The following is a 21,599-nucleotide window of genomic DNA, read 5'->3' as shown; positions in this document are numbered from 1 at the left end:
GTCGTGCAACAAGCGACGGCCATTTATGCAGCGCAATCCAGATTCACCGTTTAGGCCGATGTAGAAACGCATAGGGTTCGGCTGACGACAGTTAGATCAATAATGGTGTTGCATAAAAGCAACGACAGTGGTGATTTGACTCCGAATACGGCTATCGTCATGGCTCTCGATGGCGTTTGCGGCTTTGCATCACTTTCAAAAGAATCAATTACTTAATTACTGATACTTATGCAACGAATTTGGCAATTTTTGACGAATACCCGCACTCTGGCAATCGTCGGCTTTGTGGCTCTCGCCTGTTTTCTCTTTCTTGCTGCGGATGCCTTGCAAATCGACGGCATCTGGGTCATTGCACTCCTGGCAGCAGTCCTGCTGATTTGGGGGCTGATCTGGCTGTATCGCAAGCAGCGCACCAAAACAGCGTCGAAAAACCTGAGCGACATGCTGGAAAATCAGGCCGAGAAAGCCAGCGACAAGCCCAGCACCGTTGGTCGCGACGAGACTGAAACCATCCGCAAGCGGATGCTGGAAGCAATTTCCACCATCAAGAATTCCAAGCTCGGCGAAAAATCCGGCGCTACTGCCTTATACGAGCTGCCGTGGTACATGATCATCGGTAATCCCGCCGCTGGTAAAAGTACGGCAGTCGCCAACTCCGGTCTGCAATTTCCGCTGGCCGACAAGAACAGCAATATTGTGCAGGGCATAGGCGGTACGCGTAATTGCGACTGGTTCTTTACAACCGACGGCATCCTGCTGGATACGGCAGGACGCTATTCGGTGCATGAGGAAGATCGCGCCGAGTGGTTCAGTTTCCTCGGTCTGTTGAAAAAGCATCGCAGCCGCGCGCCAATCAACGGCATCATCATTGCCGTCAGCGTGGCCGAGCTTGCGGGTAACCGTCCTGAGTTCGGCATCAACCTCGCCAAAAACCTGCGCCAGCGCGTACAGGAACTGACAGAGAAGCTGGAAGTTTTTGCACCGGTCTACGTCATGTTTACCAAGGCCGATCTGATCACCGGCTTTACCGAATTTTTCGTCGATATGGATCGCGGCGAAAAAGACCGGGTATGGGGCGCAACGTTGCCGTACAGCCGGAAGACCAGCAGTCAGGACGTGCTGTCGTATTTCGATGATCGCTTTGATGAGTTGTTTGAAGGCCTGAAGGAAATCAGCCTGGTTAATATGGCCTTGAATCGAGGCGACCGCTTGCCGCCAGGCGTGCTCACTTTCCCGCTCGAATTTGCAGCTGTGAAGAGTTCTTTGCGCGCGTTTATCGCGACCCTGTTTGAAGAAAACCCGTTTCAGTTCAAGCCGGTCTTCCGCGGTTTCTATTTCACCAGCGCTTTGCAGGAAGGCAGCGGCATCAGCAGCTCTTCGGAGCGGATTGCCGAACGTTTCGATCTGAAATTGCAAGCGCTTGAGCGTCCGGAAGTGCATTCCAAGCATGGCTTCTTTCTGCTCAACCTGTTCCGCAAAGTCATTTTTGCCGACAAGGATCTGGTCTCGCAATATGCAAGCCGCCACAAGACGCGTTTGCGCTACACCATGTTTTTTGCCGCGACCGCATTCGTCGGCCTTGCCCTGGCTGGCTGGAGCTGGTCGTATATCGGCAACCGTCAATTGACCGCCAACGTCCAGGCTGACCTGGACAAAGCGATTAAGCTGCAGGAAAAGCGGATTGACCTGCAATCGCGCTTTGAAGCGATGGAAATCCTGCAAGACCGTATCGAGCAGTTGCAAAAATATGACAACACTCGTCCGCTGTCGCTGAGCTTCGGCTTGTATCAGGGCGATTTGCTGGAACAGAAGCTGCGCGAAGAATATTTCGCCGGCGTCAAGGAGATCATGCTCAAGCCGGTCACAGCCAATATCGAATCCTTCCTGTCGGAGATGAACGCCCATGCAGCGCAGTTGGAGCCGATGTCGCATCCGGTGCAGTTGACCAGTACCTCACTGCCGGCAGCAGGGGCGGCAGCCGCAGCTCCCGGGCAGCCAGCGGGCGGCGCTGCCGCTCCTGCTGCTAGTGCTAGCGGCAATGCTACAGCCCCGGCTGGCAATGGCAGCAGTGGCGTTGCCCAGCAATATAAGGATTCCTCGCCGACGAATGTCCAGGATGGCTACAACGCCCTGAAAACCTATCTGATGCTGAGCGACCGGCAGCGCGCCGAATCGAGTCATCTGAATGATCAGCTGACCCGTTTCTGGCGCGGCTGGCTGGAAAGCAATCGCGGCAACATGACGCGCGAACAGATGATCCGCAGCGCCGAGCGCCTGATGACTTTCTATCTGTCGCAAATCAATGATCCGTCGTGGCCGACTATCGAAAGCAAACTGACCCTGGTTGACCAGTCGCGCGATAATCTGCGCCGCGTAGTGCGCGGTATGGCAGCTCGTGATCGCGTGTATGCGGACATCAAGGCGCGCGCTTCGACCCGCTTCCCGTCGATCACGGTGGCCAGTATTGTTGGCGATCAGGATAAGGAATTGATCGTCGGCAGCTACGCTATTTCCGGCACCTTCACACGTGAGGCGTGGGAGAAATTCGTCCAGGGCGCCTTCAAGGAAGCAGCTAACAAAGAACTGCAAAGCGCCGACTGGGTGCTCAAGACGGCTTCCAGCGATGACCTGACATTGGAAGGCAGCCCGGAGCAGATCCAGAAAGCGCTGGTCACCCAATACAAGACCGAATACGCCAAGGAATGGCAGAAGTTCATGCAGGGCGCGAACATTGCCGATCTTGGCGGATTTGATAACGCGGTCAAGGCGATGAACCGTTTTGGCGATCCATCCACGTCGCCGATCAACAAATTTGTCAATGCCGTGTATGAGCAGACCTCTTGGGACAACCCGTCGCTGTTGAATACCAGCCTGGGCCGTGCACAAAGCGGTGTGGTCGCCTGGTTCAAGCAAACCATCTTGCGTCAGGCGCCGTCCGGGGTGAACGTGAATGTCAACGTCAATGCCAACGTCAGTGCGGATGGCACAGCCCCGCCAATGGGGCCGGTCGGCAAGGAATTTTCCGGCGTCGCTCGCATGGTGAGCGCCAAGGACAACAATGCCACGCTGATGCGCGGCTACATGGAAACCCTGTCGAAATTGCGCACCCGTTTCAACCAGATCAAGAATCAGGGCGATACCGGCCCTGGCGCTAATCAGCTGATGCAGCAGACCTTGAACGGCAACGGTTCGGAGTTGGCCGATGCGCTCAAATATGTCGATGAGCAAATGCTGGTTGGCATGAGCGACTCGCAAAAGCAAGCTATCCGTCCAATCCTGGTGCGGCCGCTGATCCAGGCTTTTGCCGTCACCATTAAGCCGACCGAAGCAGAGATGAACCGGACCTGGGCGGCGCAGGTGTATGCACCGTTCGAGAAAACCCTGGCGGAGAAATATCCGTTTGCCGCCAACTCGAAGATCGAGGCGACCAGCGCCGAGATCGGCCAGACTTTTGGTCCTGACGGCAGCATCGCCAAGTTCGTCAATGCCTCGATGGGGCCATTGGTAGTGCGCCGCGGCGATACATTGGCGGCCAAGACCTGGGCTGACATGGGCATCACCTTGTCGCCGACCATGGTGTCGAGCTTCTCGCGCTGGGTTGCACCACTGGGAGCCAGCAGTGCAGCCGCGGCCGGCGCCGGCGGCGGCGCCGCAGATGCGCAAACGGTGTTCCAGATCCAGGCGCTGCCGGCTGCCGGCACCACCGAATACACCATTGAGATCGATGGCCAGCAACTGCGTTACCGCAATACGCAAGCGCAATGGACCAACTTTGTCTGGCCTAATCCGCAAGGTGTCGCTGGTGCTCGTATTACCGCGGTTACTTTTGACGGCCGTACTGTTGAAATCGCCAACCAACCCGGCCGCTTCGGCCTGGAGCGCCTGATCAACACGGCGGTGCGTAAGCGTAAAGACGGCAACTTCGAACTCAGCTGGACCAACGAAAATATCACCGTGCCGATTAATCTGAAAATCATCAGCAGCCCGCAAGTCAGCGCCAAGACGCCTGATGGCAGCGCACAGCAAGGGCAGGGCTTCCGTGGCATGAAATTACCTGAAACCATCGTAGGCACAGCGGCGAGTCCGGTATCCAATCCGCCAGCCGCTGCTCCAACCGGAACAACAGGGGCAACTGCAGCCGCTGCGGTAGGCGTAGCAACTGCAGGGGGAACAGTACAATGAGCGTTGGAGAAAAGTTGGCAAATATCGGTTATTTCGGGAAAATTCCTAGCCGCGGCGATTTCATCAAGGCCACGGATAATGTGCCACTGGTGTCGATCCTTGATGAGTGGCTGGCGCAAGCCATGGATCTGCTGTCCGCCGAGCCGCGCTGGAAGATCGCCTACGATGCAGTCAGTCCGCTGCACTTCGCGTTCGTCGGTCCGCGCAGCAGGCGCGCCATCGCCGGGCATCTGATCGCAAGTAACGACCAGGCCAACCGGCGCTTTCCTTTCCTTGCAGTCAGCACCATGGAAATCGATGAGCCGCAGGATTTTACGGCGAAGAGTCCGATGGCCTTCTCGCGCCTGTGGAACAGGCTCGAAACCCAGGCTTCCGATGTGATCGCGGCGACTGATCCAGCCATTTCCTTGCAAAACCTGACGGCCACCGCTATCCCCTTGCAACTCGGCAGTGGCGCTTATCATGCTGCTTTCACCGATTTCATGGAAATCCAGACCGTCGGTGGATTGGAGGCCATGCTGCGCAGTACCGGTTTCAAGGGTTCCTTGCGCCATCTGATACTTGCGCTAGGCATCTTGTTGCAGCCTGTGATGGAAAGCGCCTCCTCGCGGCTGGAAAAGAGCCTGGTGATGCCGTTGCCGGAAGATCCTCTGTACCGTAACCTGGTGGCGTCTTACTGGCTGCACCTGATCACGCCATTCCTGTTGCGTGGTAATTTTGAACTGGCGACCTTCGTCACCAAGATCAACGACCGGCCGGCGATGGTGATCGGCTTCAGCGGCGCTTCGCCGCGCACCCTGCAAGCGATCATGGATCCACAGGTCGCACTGGAGCACCATATTTCGTTCGAGGATGCCAATTGGGTCGAAGAGCAGGTCAGGGCCGACTACAGCATCACAAAAATCGCCAGCTATCTGGCGCAACCCACCTTATCGTTAAAATCGGCTCATGATTCGTTTCGTGAAGCATTTATTGGAGCCTGACGCATGCGTTATCTGAGCATTGCCCTGACATCGTTATTGCTGTCAAACCTGGCGCTGGCACAAAATGTGGCGCCCCCTGTCGCGACCCCCAAACCTGGCCAGATCCTGGTCAGCGGCACGGTGCCGGACGAAGCCAGCAAGCAGAGCGCGCTGAGCAAATTGCAGGAACTGTATGGTGCGGATCGGGTAGTCGACCAGATCTCGGTGGGGGCGGTGGTAGCGCCGGCCAACTGGAACGGTTATGTGCAAAAACTGATTAATCCAAGCTTGAAGCAAGTCAGCCGCGGCCAACTGAAAATCGATGGCAATACCGTCAGCATCAACGGCGAGGTCAGCAATGAAGCGCAGCGGCAGCAAATCGCCAGCGAGATTGCGGGCAATCTAAACCCAACCTACACGGTCAAGAATGGTCTGCGGGTGTCGGCATCTGAGCAAGGTCTGCTAGACCAGACGCTGGCTAACCGCACCATTGAATTCGAAAGCGGGCAAGCCACCTTGACGCCATCGGGCATGAGCATTCTTGATGAAATGTCGGCGGCGCTGTCGAAGCTGAAAGACAAGAAAGTGGAAGTGATCGGCCATACCGACAACCAGGGACTGCGGGCACGCAATATCTCGCTGAGCAAGGCACGCGCCGATGCGGTCAAGGATTATCTGACGCAGAAGGGCATCAATGGCGACCTGATCGTCACCTCAGGCCAAGGGCCGGACCGGCCGATCATGACCAACGATACGGCCGACGGGCGCTCGCGCAATCGTCGTATCGAGTTCCGGGTATCACAGTAAATGTAATAGCTGGAATGGCAGTGGTGATCGCAGTCGGCGTAGCGGCTGCAATCAGAGAATCAGTTTTGGTCTTGCGACTGGTTCTGCTGCAAACCCAGCAATTCTTCGACGTGGGCTAGCGATGCAGGGTCTTTGATGACCGTCTGCAGCCAGCTATGCAAGGGCAAGTCACCCCAGCTGGCGGCCTTGTCCGCCAGGTAAGCAACCGGGCTATGCGGTTCGGTGCGGCGGAAGAAATCCGCCACATGGCGCAGCTGCATCAAAGCTTGGGTGCGATTCTGTATTGGGCCATTCAACGTTGCTTGCGGTTCGTGCTGTTCCACCTTCTTCACCTCCTGTTGCATTTTGGGTGCGGCTTGTCCGTTGTCGGCGCTGGTTGTTGTTTGTGGCGCAGGGCGGGTATTGATCCCGGCTTCCTGGGCGAAACGGGTAATCGTCGAAATCACACTTTCAAGCGCTTCCTTGACTGCAGAAAAAGCCGGTCCGTCCTGGCCGACCCGAAAATCAATCGATTTTTCGAGTTGCAGCAGTGCTTGCTGGCATGAGGTAGCGTCCTTCAGCAGGGTTTCGTAGAAAGCCGGGGACGATTTGCGCCGTGCGGATTCAATATCCGCCAGCTTGACGCCATCGTTGTTGCCGCCATCGCTATTACCGCGTTCTTCATTCGCAGCACGAATGCGAGCAGACTCGAAGTCGACGGTAGAGAATGCAGTGCCGCGACCTTCGGTGAGCGGTATTTCACGCACCAATTGCACCGAGCGCGACAACAGCCAGCCGACATTGCCGATCCGCAGTTCCTGGTCGCCATCGTCCGGCACCGGATGCAACATGTCCCAATAACGGTCGCTCAAACCCGCCAGCACCAGATAGCCATCCGCCAGTCCGCGGAAACGCCGGACTTTGACATTGGCTTCGGTCAGCCATACGGCCAGACGGAGATCCTTGCTTTGTGTTTCAATCAGGCGCGCACAGTTGTCGACGACAAAACCCCAGTCGGCTTCTTTCAGGTCGGTGATCCATTCACCCTGATCCAGCGAAGGATCATCGAAGCGGCGCGCATGCGCAATGGCATCGAAGTCGCTGGAAAAAGACAGGTCGCCACCGCAAGGCGATGACTCGCTGATTGGATTGAGTAGTTGATCGATAGAAAACATAAAAGACAAACCCACAAAAAATATTTCAAGCTAAAAATGGCGGCCGCAATGCGGGGCGTTCCCTAAGAACGCCACTGTCGCCGCCGATATGGAACATATCGCAACAGTAAATAAAATCTTGCCAATACCTTACATGAAACATAAGAGAAATGCAGGAATTTCCTTGGGGTAATCATACCCCAGTGCTTACCCTGGTTACAAAATGATAGATAACTACCCGATGTCGGTCACTGTGGTTTTTCGGTAGATTGGACTCGGCGCAGGGTGTCAAAAAGTAAAAGGATATGTTTCCGTAGTAACATGTGTTCTACGTACACGATGAGTGATTGTCTGTTGGTATCCGAGGGTACCTGAGCCCGTAACCAGGTTTTTATTGGCGGATGAAATACCTGGTCATGCCGAGCAAGCAGTTAGTAGCCGCCAGATTTGATAATCAATTCATGATTGTTGTATTTGAAACAATTGTGTCATGTTGCCCCGGTTTTAATATTTTTAGGAAAGTGAGTAAAGCTATGAATCGTTGGAAAACCAGATTGATTTGCAGTGTTGCGATGACCTGCCTGACGCTGCCGCTGGTGGCGTCAGCCGCGCCTGCTGCTGCCCCAGTTGTTGCCGATACGACACAAAAGAACGCTGTGGCCGACCAGGAAATCAAAGTACTCAAGGACGTGGCGCAAGCCCGTCCAACCGAAAAAACGCCCTGGCTGCGTATGACCCAGATCAAATACGACGCCGGCAGCTATGGCGATGCGCTGGCTTATGCCTCCGAGGTGCTGCAGCGCGATCCGGCTGACAAATATGCGCGGGGTATTGTCGCGTTGAGCAGTCTCCGGTTGTCGATCAAGGCGTTGAACGACCTGAGCGCGCAGAGCGATCTGAATGGCACCGTGATGACAGATGCACAAAGCCAGACAAAACTGCTGCGTGAAAGCCTGGGTGAAACCGTGGTCGACCCGGCTGCGGTCGCTGAAGCAAAACCCAAAGTTTCTCATCCAATAAGGAGAAAGGCGGTACGCGCTGCCAAGGCCGCAACTCCGGCTCCCGCCGAGGCTGGTGGCGACGCAAAGCCATTTGGCGCGTTGCAGTAATACCAGCATGGCGATGTCGGACATCGTCATCTAACATATTGTGCATGCATCATCTGGCTGCCAGTCTTCGACTACTGGCAGCCGCTTCATTTTTCTTCGCTTTGCTTTCTCCTTATTGCTGCAATGTAATTTATTGTGGCGAAATGTCGCATCTCCCCAAAATATCGATATAATTTCATTCCGGCAATAATTGCCGCTCAGTCGTTCAATGAAGTGTCCAGGCGCCGGAGGTTCGCGCCAAACTCATTTGGGACCATGGCTCGAATCGCTGTCTCGGGCGGAGCCATTCCCCTTGCGAAACGGAGAATGTCCATGTATCCAAACGCCTCTGCATTGCTGGCCCGGGTGGGCCGTTTCAATCAAGACCGGCGCCTGGTCCGGATCAAGACGCCACTGGACGCCGACCTGCTGCTGGTGCACCGGCTACATGGCAGCGAAGCGTTATCCAAACCTTTCGACCTGACGCTGGAATTGTTGTCTCCCTACGACCAGCTGGAACTCAAGCAACTGGTCGGCCAGCCAGTGTTGCTGACCATGCAAACACGCTCCGGCGAAAGACATTTCCATGGCTTTGTGAAAGAGTTCGCGCGCACCGGTAGCGATGGCGGCATGGCTGTTTACCAGGCGCAGTTGGCGCCTTGGTTTTCCTTTCTTGATTACGCCAGCAATTGCCGCGTGTTCCAGGATCTGTCGGTGCTAGACATCGCGCAGAGAGTGTTCCAGAAGTACAACCAGCTAGCCGACTATCGCTTCGATCTGATCGCCAGCCGTTACCCGAAGCTGTCTTATTGCGTGCAATACAACGAATCCGATTTTAGCTTCGTCTCGCGCCTGCTTGAAGACGCCGGCATTTACTATAGCTTCGAGCATAGCGAGAGCGGCCACAAGCTGGTGCTGGCTGACGATTCCACCCAGTGCCTGCCGCTGGAAGAAAATGCCACGGTACGTTTCCAGCCGAACCAGGAATTGAAGGCCAGCGACGTCCTCGATGACTGGCAGCCGCGCCGCAGGATCGGCACTACGGTGCACAGCCTCAAGAGTTTCGATTTCAAGCAGCCGCGCAACCCGCTGGCGGCGGAGCAAAAGACCGATGCGCCTCGCGGTAGTTTGCCGCAGTTTGAGCGCTATGCCTATGACGGCTCCGCCAGATACGGCAACAGCGCCATCGGCGAGCAATTGACCGCGGTGCGCGCCGAAGAAGCCGGCTGGCAGACCAAGCTGTTCGAAGGTGCAGGCACCAATCGCGAACTGGTCGCCGGCCGTTACTTCGATCTGCAAGGCCATTTCGAGCACGAGAGCAGCGACATCGCCGAGCATCGCTTCATCGCCTTGCAGGTCACGCACGATGCACGAAATAATTTTTCCAACGATTTTAGCGACGTCCAGGATTGCGTCTACCGCGCCGGCGTCACCGCCTTGCGCCGCAAGATTCCATTCAGGCCCTTGCGCGACACAGCCAGACCGCGCATGCCGGGACCGCAGACGGCGACCGTGGTGGGGCCAAAAGGCGAAGAGATTTGGGCCGATAAATACGGCCGCGTGAAACTGCAGTTCCATTGGGATCGGCAAGGGCAGTTCAATGACCAGAGTTCTTGCTGGGTGCGGGTCGCCAGCCCGTGGGCGGGCAGCGGCATGGGTGGCGTGTCGGCGCCGCGTATCGGCCAGGAAGTGGTGGTCGATTTCCTCGACGGCAATCCGGACCGGCCTATCATTACCGGCCGCGTCTACAACGCCGACAACATGCCGCCGTTTGGCCAGGAGGTCAGCGGCATGCGTTCGAAAACAGTGCGCGGCGGCGGTTTCAACGAAGTCACCATGCACGACTCGGCCGGCGGCGAACTGCTAAACATGCACGCTCAGCGCGATATGGCGGTAACGGTGCTAAACGACCACAACAGTACCGTCAAGAACAACAAGGCGACCAAGGTCACTGTCAACCACAGCCTGGACGTCGGCGCCAACCAGGATATCTCGGTAGGGGGTAATCGCGGAGCGACGGTGACCGGTACCGATACCCGCACCGTCACCGGCACCGATACCGCAACGGTGACTGGAGCCGTGACGCAAACCTATCATGCCGGCCAGAAGCGGACGATTACCGCGGCGGGCTATAACGAAAACATCACCGGCGATTACGGCAGCACCTTGCTTGGCAATTACAGCGGCAATACCAATGGCAACTGGAAACGCGATATTACCGGCACGCTCACACACACCGTGACCGGCGCCGTCACCGACACCATGTATGCCGGCCGCGAGGTGAGCGTAACCGGCACCGACAAGCGTACCGTAACCGGTCCGGTAGAAGACAACAATACCGGCCACCGTCTGCTATCGGTAACCGGCGACATGCAGCACGAGGTGTCTGGTACGCATTCTGTTTATTCCGGCGCCAACCAGACCATGACTTCTGCCAGCAAGATCGAATTGGGCGTCGGTAGCGCCGTCATCAGCATCGACGCCGGCGAAATCACTATCACCGCCGGTGGATCGGTCATCAAGATCAATGGCGGCGGAGTCGCGATCAATGGCAGCAAGATAAATCTGAATAGCTGAAGCATCACCGAGAGGGCGCCAGCATGGCTAAGAATCCCGTTGAAAAAAGAGTCGACACCCTGCGCGATCTATGGCTGGAAAACACACAGGATCCACGCGTACGGATCCTGGTGTGGCGCATCCCGGCCAACGCCGACCGCATGCTGCAAGCCTTCTTCGAGATGCAGCAGCATCCCGGAGACTGGACCACGCCGGATTTGTTCCTGCGCTTTGATGTGGCATTCGACACTGGCTTTGGCTACAGCCGCGCGTTGCGCCAGTCTCTGGCCGAAAATTATATCGACAGCAAGGACAGTCTGCGCGAGCAAGGCGTGACGGCCGACTGGTCGGTGGCGCAGGTCGTACAGCACGATTCAGCTTCGGGCACGATGGCCATGCTGGCTTCGTTCGCGCAATATCATAAGGCTCAGCTGGCGCATTTGCGTTACGTGGCAGCGGTGCTGGCGCCGCATCCTGTCAGCAGCCAGTCGGCTTGGGAGGCATGGCTGGATGCTGCGTTGCGTAGTTCCGCACTGGCGTCGGACGACGCCAGCGTTCGCCTGACTCTGGTTGACACCATGTCCGACCAGCGTTGGCAAGCTTTGGCACAGCGTCATGGCGACCGCGTGCGCGTGGTCGAGGCACCCATTGATATGTTCGATATCGCCCGCGAAACAGTAGCGCAATCGGGCGGCACCGGACCGACCGTGGCTTACCGCCAGCTCCTGACCGACGTCATCACGCTGGTAGAAAAAGGCAGCGCCACGCAAACCTCCGCACGCGCCGAAAAAGCCATGCAGATCGCCCAGCGCGAGCAGTGGCCGGACCAGCAAGTGGTGTTGCACATGGCTGTCGCCGGTGCTTTTCTCAAGGAAAAAAACTTTGCCGACGCCATCAAGCGCTATCGTGATGCGCGCGCATGTGCAACCCAGGCCGAGCAAAGCAAGCATCCGATGGGCGCCGACCTGATCATGCAAACCTGGTTCGGCGAAGCCGGTGTATGGCTGGTAGCCAAAGAACCTGAGCGTGCGGCTCAAGCCTATCGTAGTGCGGCGGAGCAAGCGCAGCGCGTACCGAATCCCATGTTTGAAATTGAAGGCTTTCGCATGGCTGGCTACTGCTATGCGCAAAACGGCCAGCAGCAACAGGCGCGCGAACACGGCGCGCTGGCGCTGCGCGCCGCCAAGGTCATCAGTCCAGCCGAACGTCCGCTGACTACCATGCCGCTGGTTCTCCAGGGTTTATTGCGTGTGCAAGATCCTGCGCGCACCGCAAAACTGGAGCGCAGCGCAGCAGACTATCAAGCGGCTGTCGCCGCCGCGCATCTGCAAGCAGAACAGCAAGCCGCCAAACTTGGCGAACGGCCACAAGCCAGCGACCTGGAAAAAATCGAAAACGCCATGCATGCGAGCTTCGAAAGCAGCTTTCAGCGCCAGAGGCAGGAGCGCGAACACCTGATTGCTGGCGGTGACGAATTTTTCCGCAAAGTGGTGGCGCTGGCGCGCGAGCTGCTCAATCCGCTCTGGAACGGGCTGCCTGAGGTCAAGCATCCGTTGGACAAGGATGTTCCGGAATGGAGCGAGCCGCCGCAATTTACCAAACTGCCTGATTCGTCCGGTGTGATTGATGGTGAGACCGCAGTGAATACAAGCGCAAACATTACAGAACCGTTGAACGCCGCCGCGACGGCCTGAGAGGGAAGCGCCCATGACCAACGCAGCCAAACACTTCGATCCGCAGATCGGTATTGACATCCACATGTATTCGGTGCCGCCCGGCCCGTTGCCAACCGCGCACATATCCATCGTACTAGATCCTTTCGACTATCTCCCTTTCATCGGCGCCACGGTGCAGGTGGCCGGCGTCAAGCGCGCCACGGCAGGCACCGGAGGATTGTCGGTGCATATTCCTCTGGGAATGTGGACGCCGCCCATGCGCGCCCCAGAAGGGCCGCAGTTTGACGACCAGATCTTCATGGGCAGCAAGACGGTGATGGCCGACGGCTCCCCGTTTTCTCGCCTGGGCATGCCGGTACTCGATTGCAGCGTGGTTGGCATGGTGCCTCCGTTCCGAATCAAGAAGCCGGAAGAACCGCATATGTCGATGACCCTGCCGACTGCAGTTAATCTGGCGATACCCGACACAGTTTTCATCGGTGGCCCGCCTAGCATTATCGAGGCATTGGAGGGAATTGCAGCCCAGCTGGCGCTGGCTGGTCTGGTTAAAGGCTTGGGTAAAGGGTTAAAGGCCCTGCGTGAGACGAAAGCTTTCAAGCGCGCCGCCGCATCACTCAAAAAGAAGTACAAGAAGCTGTTCGAGAACATGGAGTCGGGTTTCTTGAAGTGCAAAGTGCTGCGCGCCGAACCAGTCGATATTCGTGACGGTAGCGTCGCCGTCTCTCATGAAGATTTTTTGATACCGGGTCGTTTGCAGCTAAGATGGAGTCGCGACTATGCATCGGGCAATAGCTACGATGGCATATGTGGCTACGGCTGGCAGACCCCCGCCGACTTTCGACTGGAAATCGATGTTGACGGCACAGTTCTTTTCTTCGAAGCCAACGGTGCGGCTGTTTTTCCGCATCTGCCTGCAGCGATCGGCGCTGAACACGCGGTGACCGAATTTGTCGATGGCGCACGCCTGATATGGACGCAAGATGCTGGTACCGATTTACTACAAGTAGTGACCAAGGACGACCTGCGCTACGTCTTCGACAAACCGGCCGCCAACATCACACCGTTGCATCAAGCCGTGCACCTGCAGATAGAACGGATCGAAGACCTGTGTGGCAATTACTGGCGCTTTGATCGCGTCGGCGGGCACTTGACCCGGATCGTCGAAAGCGGTATAGACGCCTTGCAGGGACGTTTCATCGAGGTGCATGAACATGATGGAAAGATCCATGGCCTCGGCTTGCACGACCCTGCTACCGGCCTGACCCACCCGTTGGTGAGTTACAAATATCAAAACAAAGATCTGGTCGCCGCGCTTGACGCGCTCGATGCCGCGCGTACCTTCGACTACGATCACCATTACATGGTGCGCCATACCGACCGCCTGGGCCTGTCTTTTTACTATGCTTATGATAGTGAATGGCGCGTGCTGCATGCCTGGGGCGATCACGGATTGCACGACTATCGGTTTGCCTACAACACACTACTGCGCGAGACTGAAGTCACTGATTCTCTCGGACACATCTTCTTGATCAAGTTCGATGAGAACAACTTGCCCCTCTGTGAAATCGATCCCTTGGGCGGAGTCACAATCTTCGAATACGATGAGGTGGGGCGTACTACGGCAGTAGTCGATCCGGTCGGAGCGCGCACTGAATTTGAATATGATGAGCGCGGCAATTTGTTGAAATTACTGCAGCCCGACGACAGCGCAATTGTGATGGCATTTGACGATGCTAATCGCATTACTGAGGTAGTCAACCCGCTCGGTCAGCACTGGCGGTACAGCTGGGATGAGCACGGCTTACTGCTGGAGCAAAGCACCCCCATGGGTGCGTGCTCGAATTTTACCTACGACGTCCATGGCCAACTTGTAACCCATGTCAACCCGCGCGGCGCTGTCACAGCGCTTGCTTTTGATCGCTACGGCAACCTATTGCATCTGACCGATGCACTCGGCCATCGCAGCTATTTTGAGAGTGATGCACTGGGTTGCTTGATGCGGCACACCGATCCAGCCGGTGACATCATCGAATATCGCTATGATGCCAAAGGGAGATTGTTACAGACGCGCCAGGTCGACGGCACTAGCGTCCATTGCGACTACGATGCAGAAGATCAGTTAGTTAGCTATACAGACCAGAACGGTGCTCGAACGAAGCTGGAGTATATGGGTACCGGTCAGCTCAGCGGACGCGTGCAGGCCGATGGCCACATCATGCAGTATCTCTATGACACCGAAGAGCAACTGATCGGACTGATCAACCAGAGCAACGAAAGCTACCAGCTCAGACGTGATGCGCTGGGTCGCATTATCGAAGAAATTGATTACTGGGAGCAGTCGCGCCACTATTGTTACAATGCCGACGGCAGCTTGCTGAGTACTACCGATCCGTTGGGTCGGGTCATTACCTACGCAACCGACCGCTTGGGCCGCGTCATCAAAAAAACTCTGCCTGACAGCGACCATCCAGCGCAGCAAATCCACGAAACCTTCAGCTACGATAGAAACGGCGCGCTCGTCGAGATGCGCAATCCGTATCGGCACATTCTGCGAAAGTTCGACGCAGACGGCCGTCTCAGCGAAGAAGTACAGGATGGATTTCAGATTAAATACCTCTACGACGAGGCCGGCAACTGGTTATCGCGGCAAACCTGTACCGGGAACAAGGTCGTTGCCACCTACGATCTGCGTGATCAGGTGGCGACCATCGCCGTCAACGATGAGCCACCCATTCTGATCGAACGTGATGCGCTGGGGCGCGCCATCAAAGAACATTTGAGCAGTAGCATCCAGCGTCAACTGCGTTATGACGCGAACGACCAACTGACCGCCCAGACCGTCCTGCGCGACCAGGTGCCATTGTTCGCCACCAGTTACGGATATGACCGCGCCGGTAACCGGACCCGGAGCAGCGATAGCGAGCATGGCAGCGACCTGTACCACTATGATCCTCTGGGCAATCTTCTGCGCCACACAGATCCGGTCAGAACGGTGACTGACTTCTTCAATGATCCTGCTGGCGACCGGTTGCGCACGCAGATCCGCCGATTGGAAATTAAGCAGGCAGCCGGCGGAGAAAGCCAAGCCGAAGTCCTGTGGACCCGGGAAGGGAGCCACGAAGGTACACATTACGTATTCGACCGCGCTGGCAACCTGGTCCGAAGAGGTGGTGGCCCAACATCGTCGACAGATTCACCTGTTTCTACTGCAGTTACAGATCCCGCCATGCAATTGCGTTGGGACGCCAACCAACGTCTGATCGAAAGTATCAAGGCGGGTCAGGTGACCCGTTATGGCTACGATCCGCTCGGGCGTCGGGTATTCAAACGCAACCCGACTCATACCACCTGGTTCTTTTGGGATGACGATGCCCTGCTGGGCGAAGTGCGGCACTGCAACGATGTTCAGAGCGCTGATATCTGGTCGGCCGGCAATGTAGCTGATTTAATGGCGGCGCGTAAACGGCTTTCTGCACTAAAGACACTTCACAACCGGGTGAGGGAATTTGTCTATTATCCGGGTACGTTTGTGCCGCTGGCCCTGATTGATCGGCAGACCAAGCTATCCAAACCGCCTGTGCGCGCGCCGATAACATCTGTTCCTGTAACAACGCCGCTACCCCACGTTTTATCAGATTTAACGGGAACCGCTGTTGGTGGTATCGGTGGATTGGGTGGGATGGGAGGATTGGGCAGTGTCCGACTCGGTCAGCAGGGTGAAGTCGCGTTCATGGCAGTGGAGGGCAATCGCCAAGCCAATCTTGCAGGATTGGGTGTTGGGATGCAACTGGGTGGCAATACAGGCCGAGCGTCCACTGCCTTTACACAAACGGCTGTTGAGCCAACAACAGCGGCAGGTACCCCATTAGAGATCACCGTCAGCAATGCAGAATCGACGGAGGATCAGACAAGCTACGGTGTCTTCCACTATCACAACGATCCTAATGGTTGTCCGATCAGACTGACTGATAGCAGTGGACAAGTGGTCTGGTCGGCCAGCTACACGACATGGGGGGGGAGACAGTCACAGCAAACGCTTGCCGTGGATAATCCGATCTGTTTTCAGGGACAGTACAAAGACGATGAAACAGAGCTGCATTACAATCGGTATCGCTACTATGATCCAAATATTGGCCAGTTTGTCGGGCAGGACCCTATTGGATTGCATGGAGGGGAAAACCTCTATTCCTATGGACCCAATCCGCTTTCTTGGATTGATCCATGGGGGCTGACAGGGACTTATATCTTTACGGATGGAACAACATCTTATATTGGTAAGGGTCCGATAGATAGAATGAAAAGTTCAATGAGGGCGAGAATAGGTGGGGTGGCTAACGCAACCAAATCGGCACACATAGATTTTAGGTCTTACGGTGGCTCTAGTAAATTGGGTTTTATGGTGGAGTATAAAATGATGGAAAAATATAATGCCCGACTTTCCCCAAATTTTGCAAATAGCCCATCTATGAATTCGCCTGGAAGGAAGAAATACATGGCAGCAGATTTGAAAACAAAAAGAAAGGTGGATAGGCTCGCCAATAAATTAGATAGGGAATATAAAAATTCTACTCAAGCTAAACCTGGTCGGTGTTAGGAAAAATATGAAAAAATTTAATTTTAATGAAGATATACAAGAATTAGAAGTTGACCCTCGTTTTATTGAACAAGGATTGTCCTACGCAGCGAAAAAAAAATGTACCGCAATTAGAGTGCATGAGTTAAATGAACAAAGTGGGGGTAGTTATGATCTGGATTTAACACCGCTCGCGAACAATAAAGTTATTCAGTCGCTATCAATATCGGACAATTTTAAAATTTCAAAAATACAAATTGATGAAATATATACATTGGAAAATCTAAGTAAGTTATCTTATCAAGACAAGAAAATTAAAATAGATTTTTCAAAATTGCCACAGCTTGAAGTTCTTTATTTTAAATATAACGATGTGCCAACCGGATTTTCTTCCTTAAAAAATTTAAAGCATCTTCTAATAACTTCTTTGAGTAATAATGATTGCTTTCTTCTTGAGGGGTTGACTTCTTTACGAGAGCTGCGGCTAAGTGGCGGGACTGTAAAAACCTTGTCCGGTATCGAGATGTTGTCGAAGTTGATAGATGTGAAAATCGACCATTGTTCCAAACTGGAAGATATATCTTCAATAGGTAAATTAAAGAACTTAGAAAATTTATATATAGAGAAATGTAAACTTCTAAATGATTTTTCATTTTTATCATCCAATAACTCTATCGAGAGACTGTTCCTGTCTGATTTGGACTCGATTTCGTTTATTGCTGGGATGAAGAAGCTCAATTTTCTTAAGTTTTGGAATTTAAAAGATGGAGATCTAAATCCCGTTTTAAAGGTTAAATCGTTAAAGATGGTGGATTTTTACCCAGATAAAAAACATTATAGCCACACAAAATCAGAAATTAACAACCTGCTAAACCATTAATATTAATGGTTCAGAAAATAATTCCACGAGACTGCATTAACGCTCAGCTTGTTAAAAAAATATTTCACGAGCTCAGGTAATTTCTGCGTCCGCAGTAAAGCGCGAGCTTTATTATATGGTTATTTTTTTTGACAATATGTTGCTGACCAGACTAATGACGTGAATTCGGGCACACTTAATTTTTTGTGGGCAGGTGACGACGAACATGCACTTGGTCGCACCAATCATCAGGTACATGAGAAATTAATTATTTGGTGGTGCTTGATATTCAGGAATTATCCGGGAACCATGAACCGTTAATCGCCTCGGGCGATTAACGGTAGGATCATGTTGTACGAGAAGCTATGCTCTGTCACCCCGAGCACAGGTGTGCCACCAAAAGGCTGCCATGTCTTGTCAGCGATGGTCAAAACAACGCTGGCCTTATTGGTAAAATAGCTCGGTAGATCGCAGTCCAGGTTTGCGCTTGAATCGCCCGACAGATTTCTGCTTGCGCCATTACTGGACAAGCTCGGTGTTTTGCTATCAGAGCTGAATAGCCGCTCCCGAATAGAAAAACCAAATGGCTTCGTAACGGGGCTGACTCAAGCCAGAGTAAGTGACTTACCGATTGGCCAATTCATAGATAAAGATTGGCAAATATCCAGGCGGTTACCCTGTGATCTGGATTACATGCAAAACAGGCAGTTCCTTACACCGCAAGTGATAACTCTTATCCCCCACCTTCAGCGTGATATGCAGATTAGTATCCACCCCACGCTGATCCCCAGTTCCGCCTTCATGCGGCGCTGCCGAAGGTAGCCAAGGCCGTCCCTGCATCAGCTGCAGCAAGCCGCGCGCCTGTGAGCGAGCAGCGGCAGTGGGCGTATCCAGTAAATCAACAATATCCGCCGGCGTCAGCTTGACGAAATTTCGCACATCCGTCGCCTTATCCTGGTACTGGTGCTTGCGACTGTATTTCTCGTCGAAGCGTTTCGAATAGCACTGTTTCAGAATTTTCTGTTTGGTTGCTGCATCCATGATTTCTCCTGGTTTTATTTAATCGCGTACTTGAATTGCCCCTGCTTGTTGGCAGTGACCTTGATCTTGGCGATGCTGCCGCCTTCGGCCATCTTGGCCAGCACGGTTTCGGCAATTTCTGGCAACAGCGTACCGTTGAGGATGTTGTCGACGTTGCGGGCGCCGGAATCGACTTCGGTGCAGCGCGCCAGCACCGCTTCGACCAGCGGCTCGTCGTAGCTGAATTCGGCCTTGTGGTTGATGGCGATGCGTTTCTGGATGCGTCCCAGCTTGAGGTTGATGATCTCCACCAGTACGTCGTCGGAGATCGGGTAGTAGGGGATCACTTTCAGGCGGCCGAGGAAGGCCGGCTTGAAGGCTTTCACCAGCTGCGGCCGGATTGCCTGTTCGAGGTCGTCGGTGCTCGGCAGTTCCGCCGCGGCCTTGTTGAGGCAGCTTTGCATGATCAGGCTGGAGGCGACATTGCTGGTGAGGATGATGATGGTGTTCTTGAAGTCGATTTCGCGGCCTTCGGCGTCGTCCAGAACGCCTTTGTCGAAGACCTGGAAGAACAGTTCGAGCACGTCAGGATGGGCTTTCTCTACCTCGTCGAGCAGCACCACGCTGTACGGATTGCGGCGCACCGCTTCGGTCAGGACGCCGCCTTCGCCGTAGCCGACATAACCCGGCGGCGAGCCTTTCAGGCCGGAGACGCTGTGTGCTTCCTGGTATTCGCTCATGTTGATGGTGACCAGCTTGCGTTCGCCGCCGTACAGCACGTCGGCCAGCGCCAGCGCGGTTTCGGTCTTGCCGACGCCGGACGGGCCGACGAACAGGAACACGCCCTTGGGTTTGTTCGGATCGTCCAGGTTGGCGCGCGAAGTACGCACGCGCTGCGCCACCGCTTCGATCGCATGCGGCTGACCGAGCACGCGCTCGTGCAGCAGCGAACCGAGGTTGATCACGGTCTTGATTTCATCCTTGACCATCTTTCCGAGCGGGATGCCGGTCCAGCTGGCGACGATTTCCGCCACGACCAGGCCGTCGACCTGCACCGGCACCATTGGTGTTTCGCCCTGCAGCAGCTTCAGTTCTTCGATCAGCTTGGCCAGTTCCTGGTTTTCCTTGCTGTCCTTGGCGGCTTTCTTGGACGGCTTGGTGCTGTCGTCTGCCGCGGTTTGTTCGGCCGCGGGGATCGCTTCCAGTTCAGTGCGGGCCGCCTTGATGCGATCAGTCAGCGCTTTTTCTTTTTCCCAGCGTTCGCGGTGGATCGCCAGTTCTGCATTCAGCGTGCTTTGCAGCTCACGCAATTCCTTGAGGCGCTCGGCATGTTTGCCGCCGGCGTTCGATTCACGTTCGAGCGAGTTCAGTTCCGCCACCAGACGATCCAGCTTCTTGACGATGTTCTCGATCAAGGCCGGCGTCGCGTTCTGGCCCAGTGCGACCTTGGCGCAGGCGGTATCAAGTACGCTGATGGCTTTGTCCGGCAACTGGCGGCCGCTGATGTAGCGGTGCGACAGGCGCACCGCCTCGGTAATGGCATCGTCGAAGACGCGCACGCCGAAGTGCTTTTCCATCAGCGGCGCCATGCCGCGCAGCATGGCGCAGGCCAGTTCTTCGCTTGGCTCTTCGACTTTGACGACCTGGAAACGGCGGGCCAGGGCTGCGTCTTTCTCGAAGTATTTCTTGTACTCGCTCCAGGTGGTGGCGGCAATGGTGCGCAGTTCGCCGCGCGCCAGCGCCGGTTTCAGCAGGTTGGCGGCGTCGTTCTGGCCGGCCTGGCCGCCAGCGCCGATCATGGTGTGGGCTTCGTCGATGAACAGGATGATGGCGTGCGAGCTCTTCTTGACTTCGTCGATCACGCTTTTCAGGCGGTTTTCAAACTCGCCCTTGACGCTGGCGCCGGCTTGCAGCAGGCCCATGTCGAGGGTATGCACTTCCACCCCTTGCAGCACGTCGGGCACGTCTTTTTGCGCGATGCGCAGCGCCAAGCCTTCCACCACTGCGGTTTTGCCGACGCCGGCTTCGCCGGTCAGGATAGGATTGTTTTGCCGGCGCCGCATCAGGATGTCGATGGTCTGGCGGATTTCGGCATCGCGGCCGATCACCGGATCGACCTTGCCTTCGCGCGCGCGCTGGGTCAGGTTGGTGGTGAACTTGTCCAGCGATGGGGTTTTCGACGCTTCGCCTTTGGTGGTCAGCTCCTGCACCGGGTCGCCGCCGTCGTCTTCAGTGGAAGCGCTGTTACTATCGATAGTGCTTTCTTGTGAGCCCTCGGTCAACTTCGCTAGGTCATGCTTAAGGTCATCCAGCTTGAACTTGATGAATAGCTTGGAACCGCGATAGGCCAGTTGCACCAGATCCGGTTCGGTCAGCAATGCCAGCAGCAAATGGCCGCTGCGGATGCGGCCGGACTGGTTGTCGAGCGAGGCGATCAGCCAGGCATGCTCGAACAACTTGGGCAGGTGAGGGGAGAATACCGGGGTGCGGGCGTTGCCGCTTTTGAAGCGTTCGATTTCATGCTGCAGATCGCTTTCGAGTGCGGCGAGGCTGATGCCGCATTTATGCGCAATCACCGCAAAATCGCTCTTCGGCTGTTCCAGCAAGGCCAGGAACAAATGCTCGATATCCACTTCATACTGGCCGCGGCCGACGCAGATGTTTGCTGCCCGTTCCGCTGCCAGGCGCGAGGTGTCGTTCAGTTTGCTGATTAAGGTTTTGAGATTAATGCTCATTGAAGCCT

Annotated in this window: 11 protein-coding genes; 8 read left to right on the top strand and 3 right to left on the bottom strand. The window is 55.3% G+C overall.

Features of this window, described 5'->3' with window-relative positions; all coding sequences use genetic code 11:
• The first annotated feature begins 228 nt into the window (after positions 1-228).
• From tssM to LT85_RS17605, 3 genes are read left to right on the top strand one after another with little or no spacing between them, the layout of a single operon-like run.
• Positions 229-4,182, top strand: coding sequence for a type VI secretion system membrane subunit TssM (gene tssM / locus LT85_RS17615; RefSeq protein ID WP_038491373.1), 3,954 nt, complete (start codon positions 229-231; stop codon positions 4,180-4,182).
• Entirely contained in the window at positions 4,179-5,165 is a 987-nt protein-coding gene (gene tagF, locus LT85_RS17610) for a type VI secretion system-associated protein TagF (RefSeq protein ID WP_038491370.1), read from the top strand. Before tssM ends, tagF begins: the two co-directional genes overlap by 4 nt.
• Positions 5,166-5,168: 3 nt before the next feature.
• Positions 5,169-5,951, top strand: coding sequence for an OmpA family protein (locus LT85_RS17605; protein WP_038491367.1), 783 nt, complete (start codon positions 5,169-5,171; stop codon positions 5,949-5,951).
• Positions 5,952-6,010: 59 nt separating this feature from the next.
• On the opposite strand, the gene tssA is transcribed toward LT85_RS17605, so the two are convergent.
• Positions 6,011-7,105 (bottom strand): type VI secretion system protein TssA, encoded by a 1,095-nt coding sequence (gene tssA / locus LT85_RS17600; protein WP_052135289.1) that lies wholly within the window; start codon positions 7,103-7,105, stop codon positions 6,011-6,013.
• 380 nt (positions 7,106-7,485) lie between these two features.
• Here tssA and LT85_RS17595 point away from each other — a divergent pair, with 380 nt between their 5' ends.
• The 5 genes from LT85_RS17595 to LT85_RS17575 all read left to right on the top strand — a co-directional run bounded on the left by LT85_RS17595 (position 7,486) and on the right by LT85_RS17575 (position 17,857).
• Complete coding sequence (locus LT85_RS17595; protein ID WP_253273567.1) at positions 7,486-8,193, top strand: hypothetical protein; 708 nt, start codon at positions 7,486-7,488, stop codon at positions 8,191-8,193.
• Positions 8,194-8,505: 312 nt separating this feature from the next.
• Positions 8,506-10,749, top strand: a complete 2,244-nt coding sequence (locus LT85_RS17590; RefSeq protein WP_052135287.1) for a type VI secretion system Vgr family protein — start codon at positions 8,506-8,508, stop codon at positions 10,747-10,749.
• A 23-nt stretch (positions 10,750-10,772) separates the two neighbouring features.
• On the top strand, positions 10,773-12,422 hold the full coding sequence (locus LT85_RS17585) for a hypothetical protein (protein ID WP_038491358.1): 1,650 nt from the start codon (positions 10,773-10,775) through the stop codon (positions 12,420-12,422).
• Between the two features lie 13 nt (positions 12,423-12,435).
• Positions 12,436-16,998, top strand: coding sequence for an RHS repeat-associated core domain-containing protein (locus LT85_RS17580; RefSeq protein WP_081992487.1), 4,563 nt, complete (start codon positions 12,436-12,438; stop codon positions 16,996-16,998).
• A 7-nt stretch (positions 16,999-17,005) separates the two neighbouring features.
• A complete protein-coding gene (locus tag LT85_RS17575; RefSeq protein ID WP_038491354.1) occupies positions 17,006-17,857 on the top strand; it encodes a leucine-rich repeat domain-containing protein in 852 nt (283 codons plus the stop codon).
• 651 nt (positions 17,858-18,508) lie between these two features.
• On the opposite strand, the gene LT85_RS17570 is transcribed toward LT85_RS17575, so the two are convergent.
• Both LT85_RS17570 and tssH read right to left on the bottom strand, forming a co-directional pair.
• Positions 18,509-18,877: a hypothetical protein gene (locus LT85_RS17570; RefSeq protein WP_038491352.1), complete on the bottom strand. Its 369-nt coding sequence runs from the start codon at positions 18,875-18,877 to the stop codon at positions 18,509-18,511.
• Between the two features lie 14 nt (positions 18,878-18,891).
• The gene (gene tssH, locus LT85_RS17565) at positions 18,892-21,591 is read right to left on the bottom strand and encodes a type VI secretion system ATPase TssH (protein WP_038491349.1); all 2,700 of its coding nucleotides are present in this window, start codon (positions 21,589-21,591) and stop codon (positions 18,892-18,894) included.
• Positions 21,592-21,599 lie beyond the last annotated feature (8 nt).

It is taken from the genome of Collimonas arenae (genome assembly GCF_000786695.1).
Lineage (GTDB): Bacteria > Pseudomonadota > Gammaproteobacteria > Burkholderiales > Burkholderiaceae_D > Collimonas > Collimonas arenae_A.
Note: the sequence above shows the minus strand (reverse complement) of the source record. Positions and strands in the feature narration are given on the sequence as shown.

Coding starts and splice junctions, on each gene's coding strand:
- tssH (WP_038491349.1), bottom strand. CDS start 21,591: ATGAGCATTAATCTCAAAACCTTAATCAGCAAACTGAACGACACCTCG.
- LT85_RS17590 (WP_052135287.1), top strand. CDS start 8,506: ATGTATCCAAACGCCTCTGCATTGCTGGCCCGGGTGGGCCGTTTCAAT.
- LT85_RS17585 (WP_038491358.1), top strand. CDS start 10,773: ATGGCTAAGAATCCCGTTGAAAAAAGAGTCGACACCCTGCGCGATCTA.
- LT85_RS17580 (WP_081992487.1), top strand. CDS start 12,436: ATGACCAACGCAGCCAAACACTTCGATCCGCAGATCGGTATTGACATC.
- LT85_RS17595 (WP_253273567.1), top strand. CDS start 7,486: ATGAAATACCTGGTCATGCCGAGCAAGCAGTTAGTAGCCGCCAGATTT.
- tssM (WP_038491373.1), top strand. CDS start 229: ATGCAACGAATTTGGCAATTTTTGACGAATACCCGCACTCTGGCAATC.
- LT85_RS17570 (WP_038491352.1), bottom strand. CDS start 18,877: ATGGATGCAGCAACCAAACAGAAAATTCTGAAACAGTGCTATTCGAAA.
- LT85_RS17605 (WP_038491367.1), top strand. CDS start 5,169: ATGCGTTATCTGAGCATTGCCCTGACATCGTTATTGCTGTCAAACCTG.
- tssA (WP_052135289.1), bottom strand. CDS start 7,105: ATGTTTTCTATCGATCAACTACTCAATCCAATCAGCGAGTCATCGCCT.
- tagF (WP_038491370.1), top strand. CDS start 4,179: ATGAGCGTTGGAGAAAAGTTGGCAAATATCGGTTATTTCGGGAAAATT.
- LT85_RS17575 (WP_038491354.1), top strand. CDS start 17,006: ATGAAAAAATTTAATTTTAATGAAGATATACAAGAATTAGAAGTTGAC.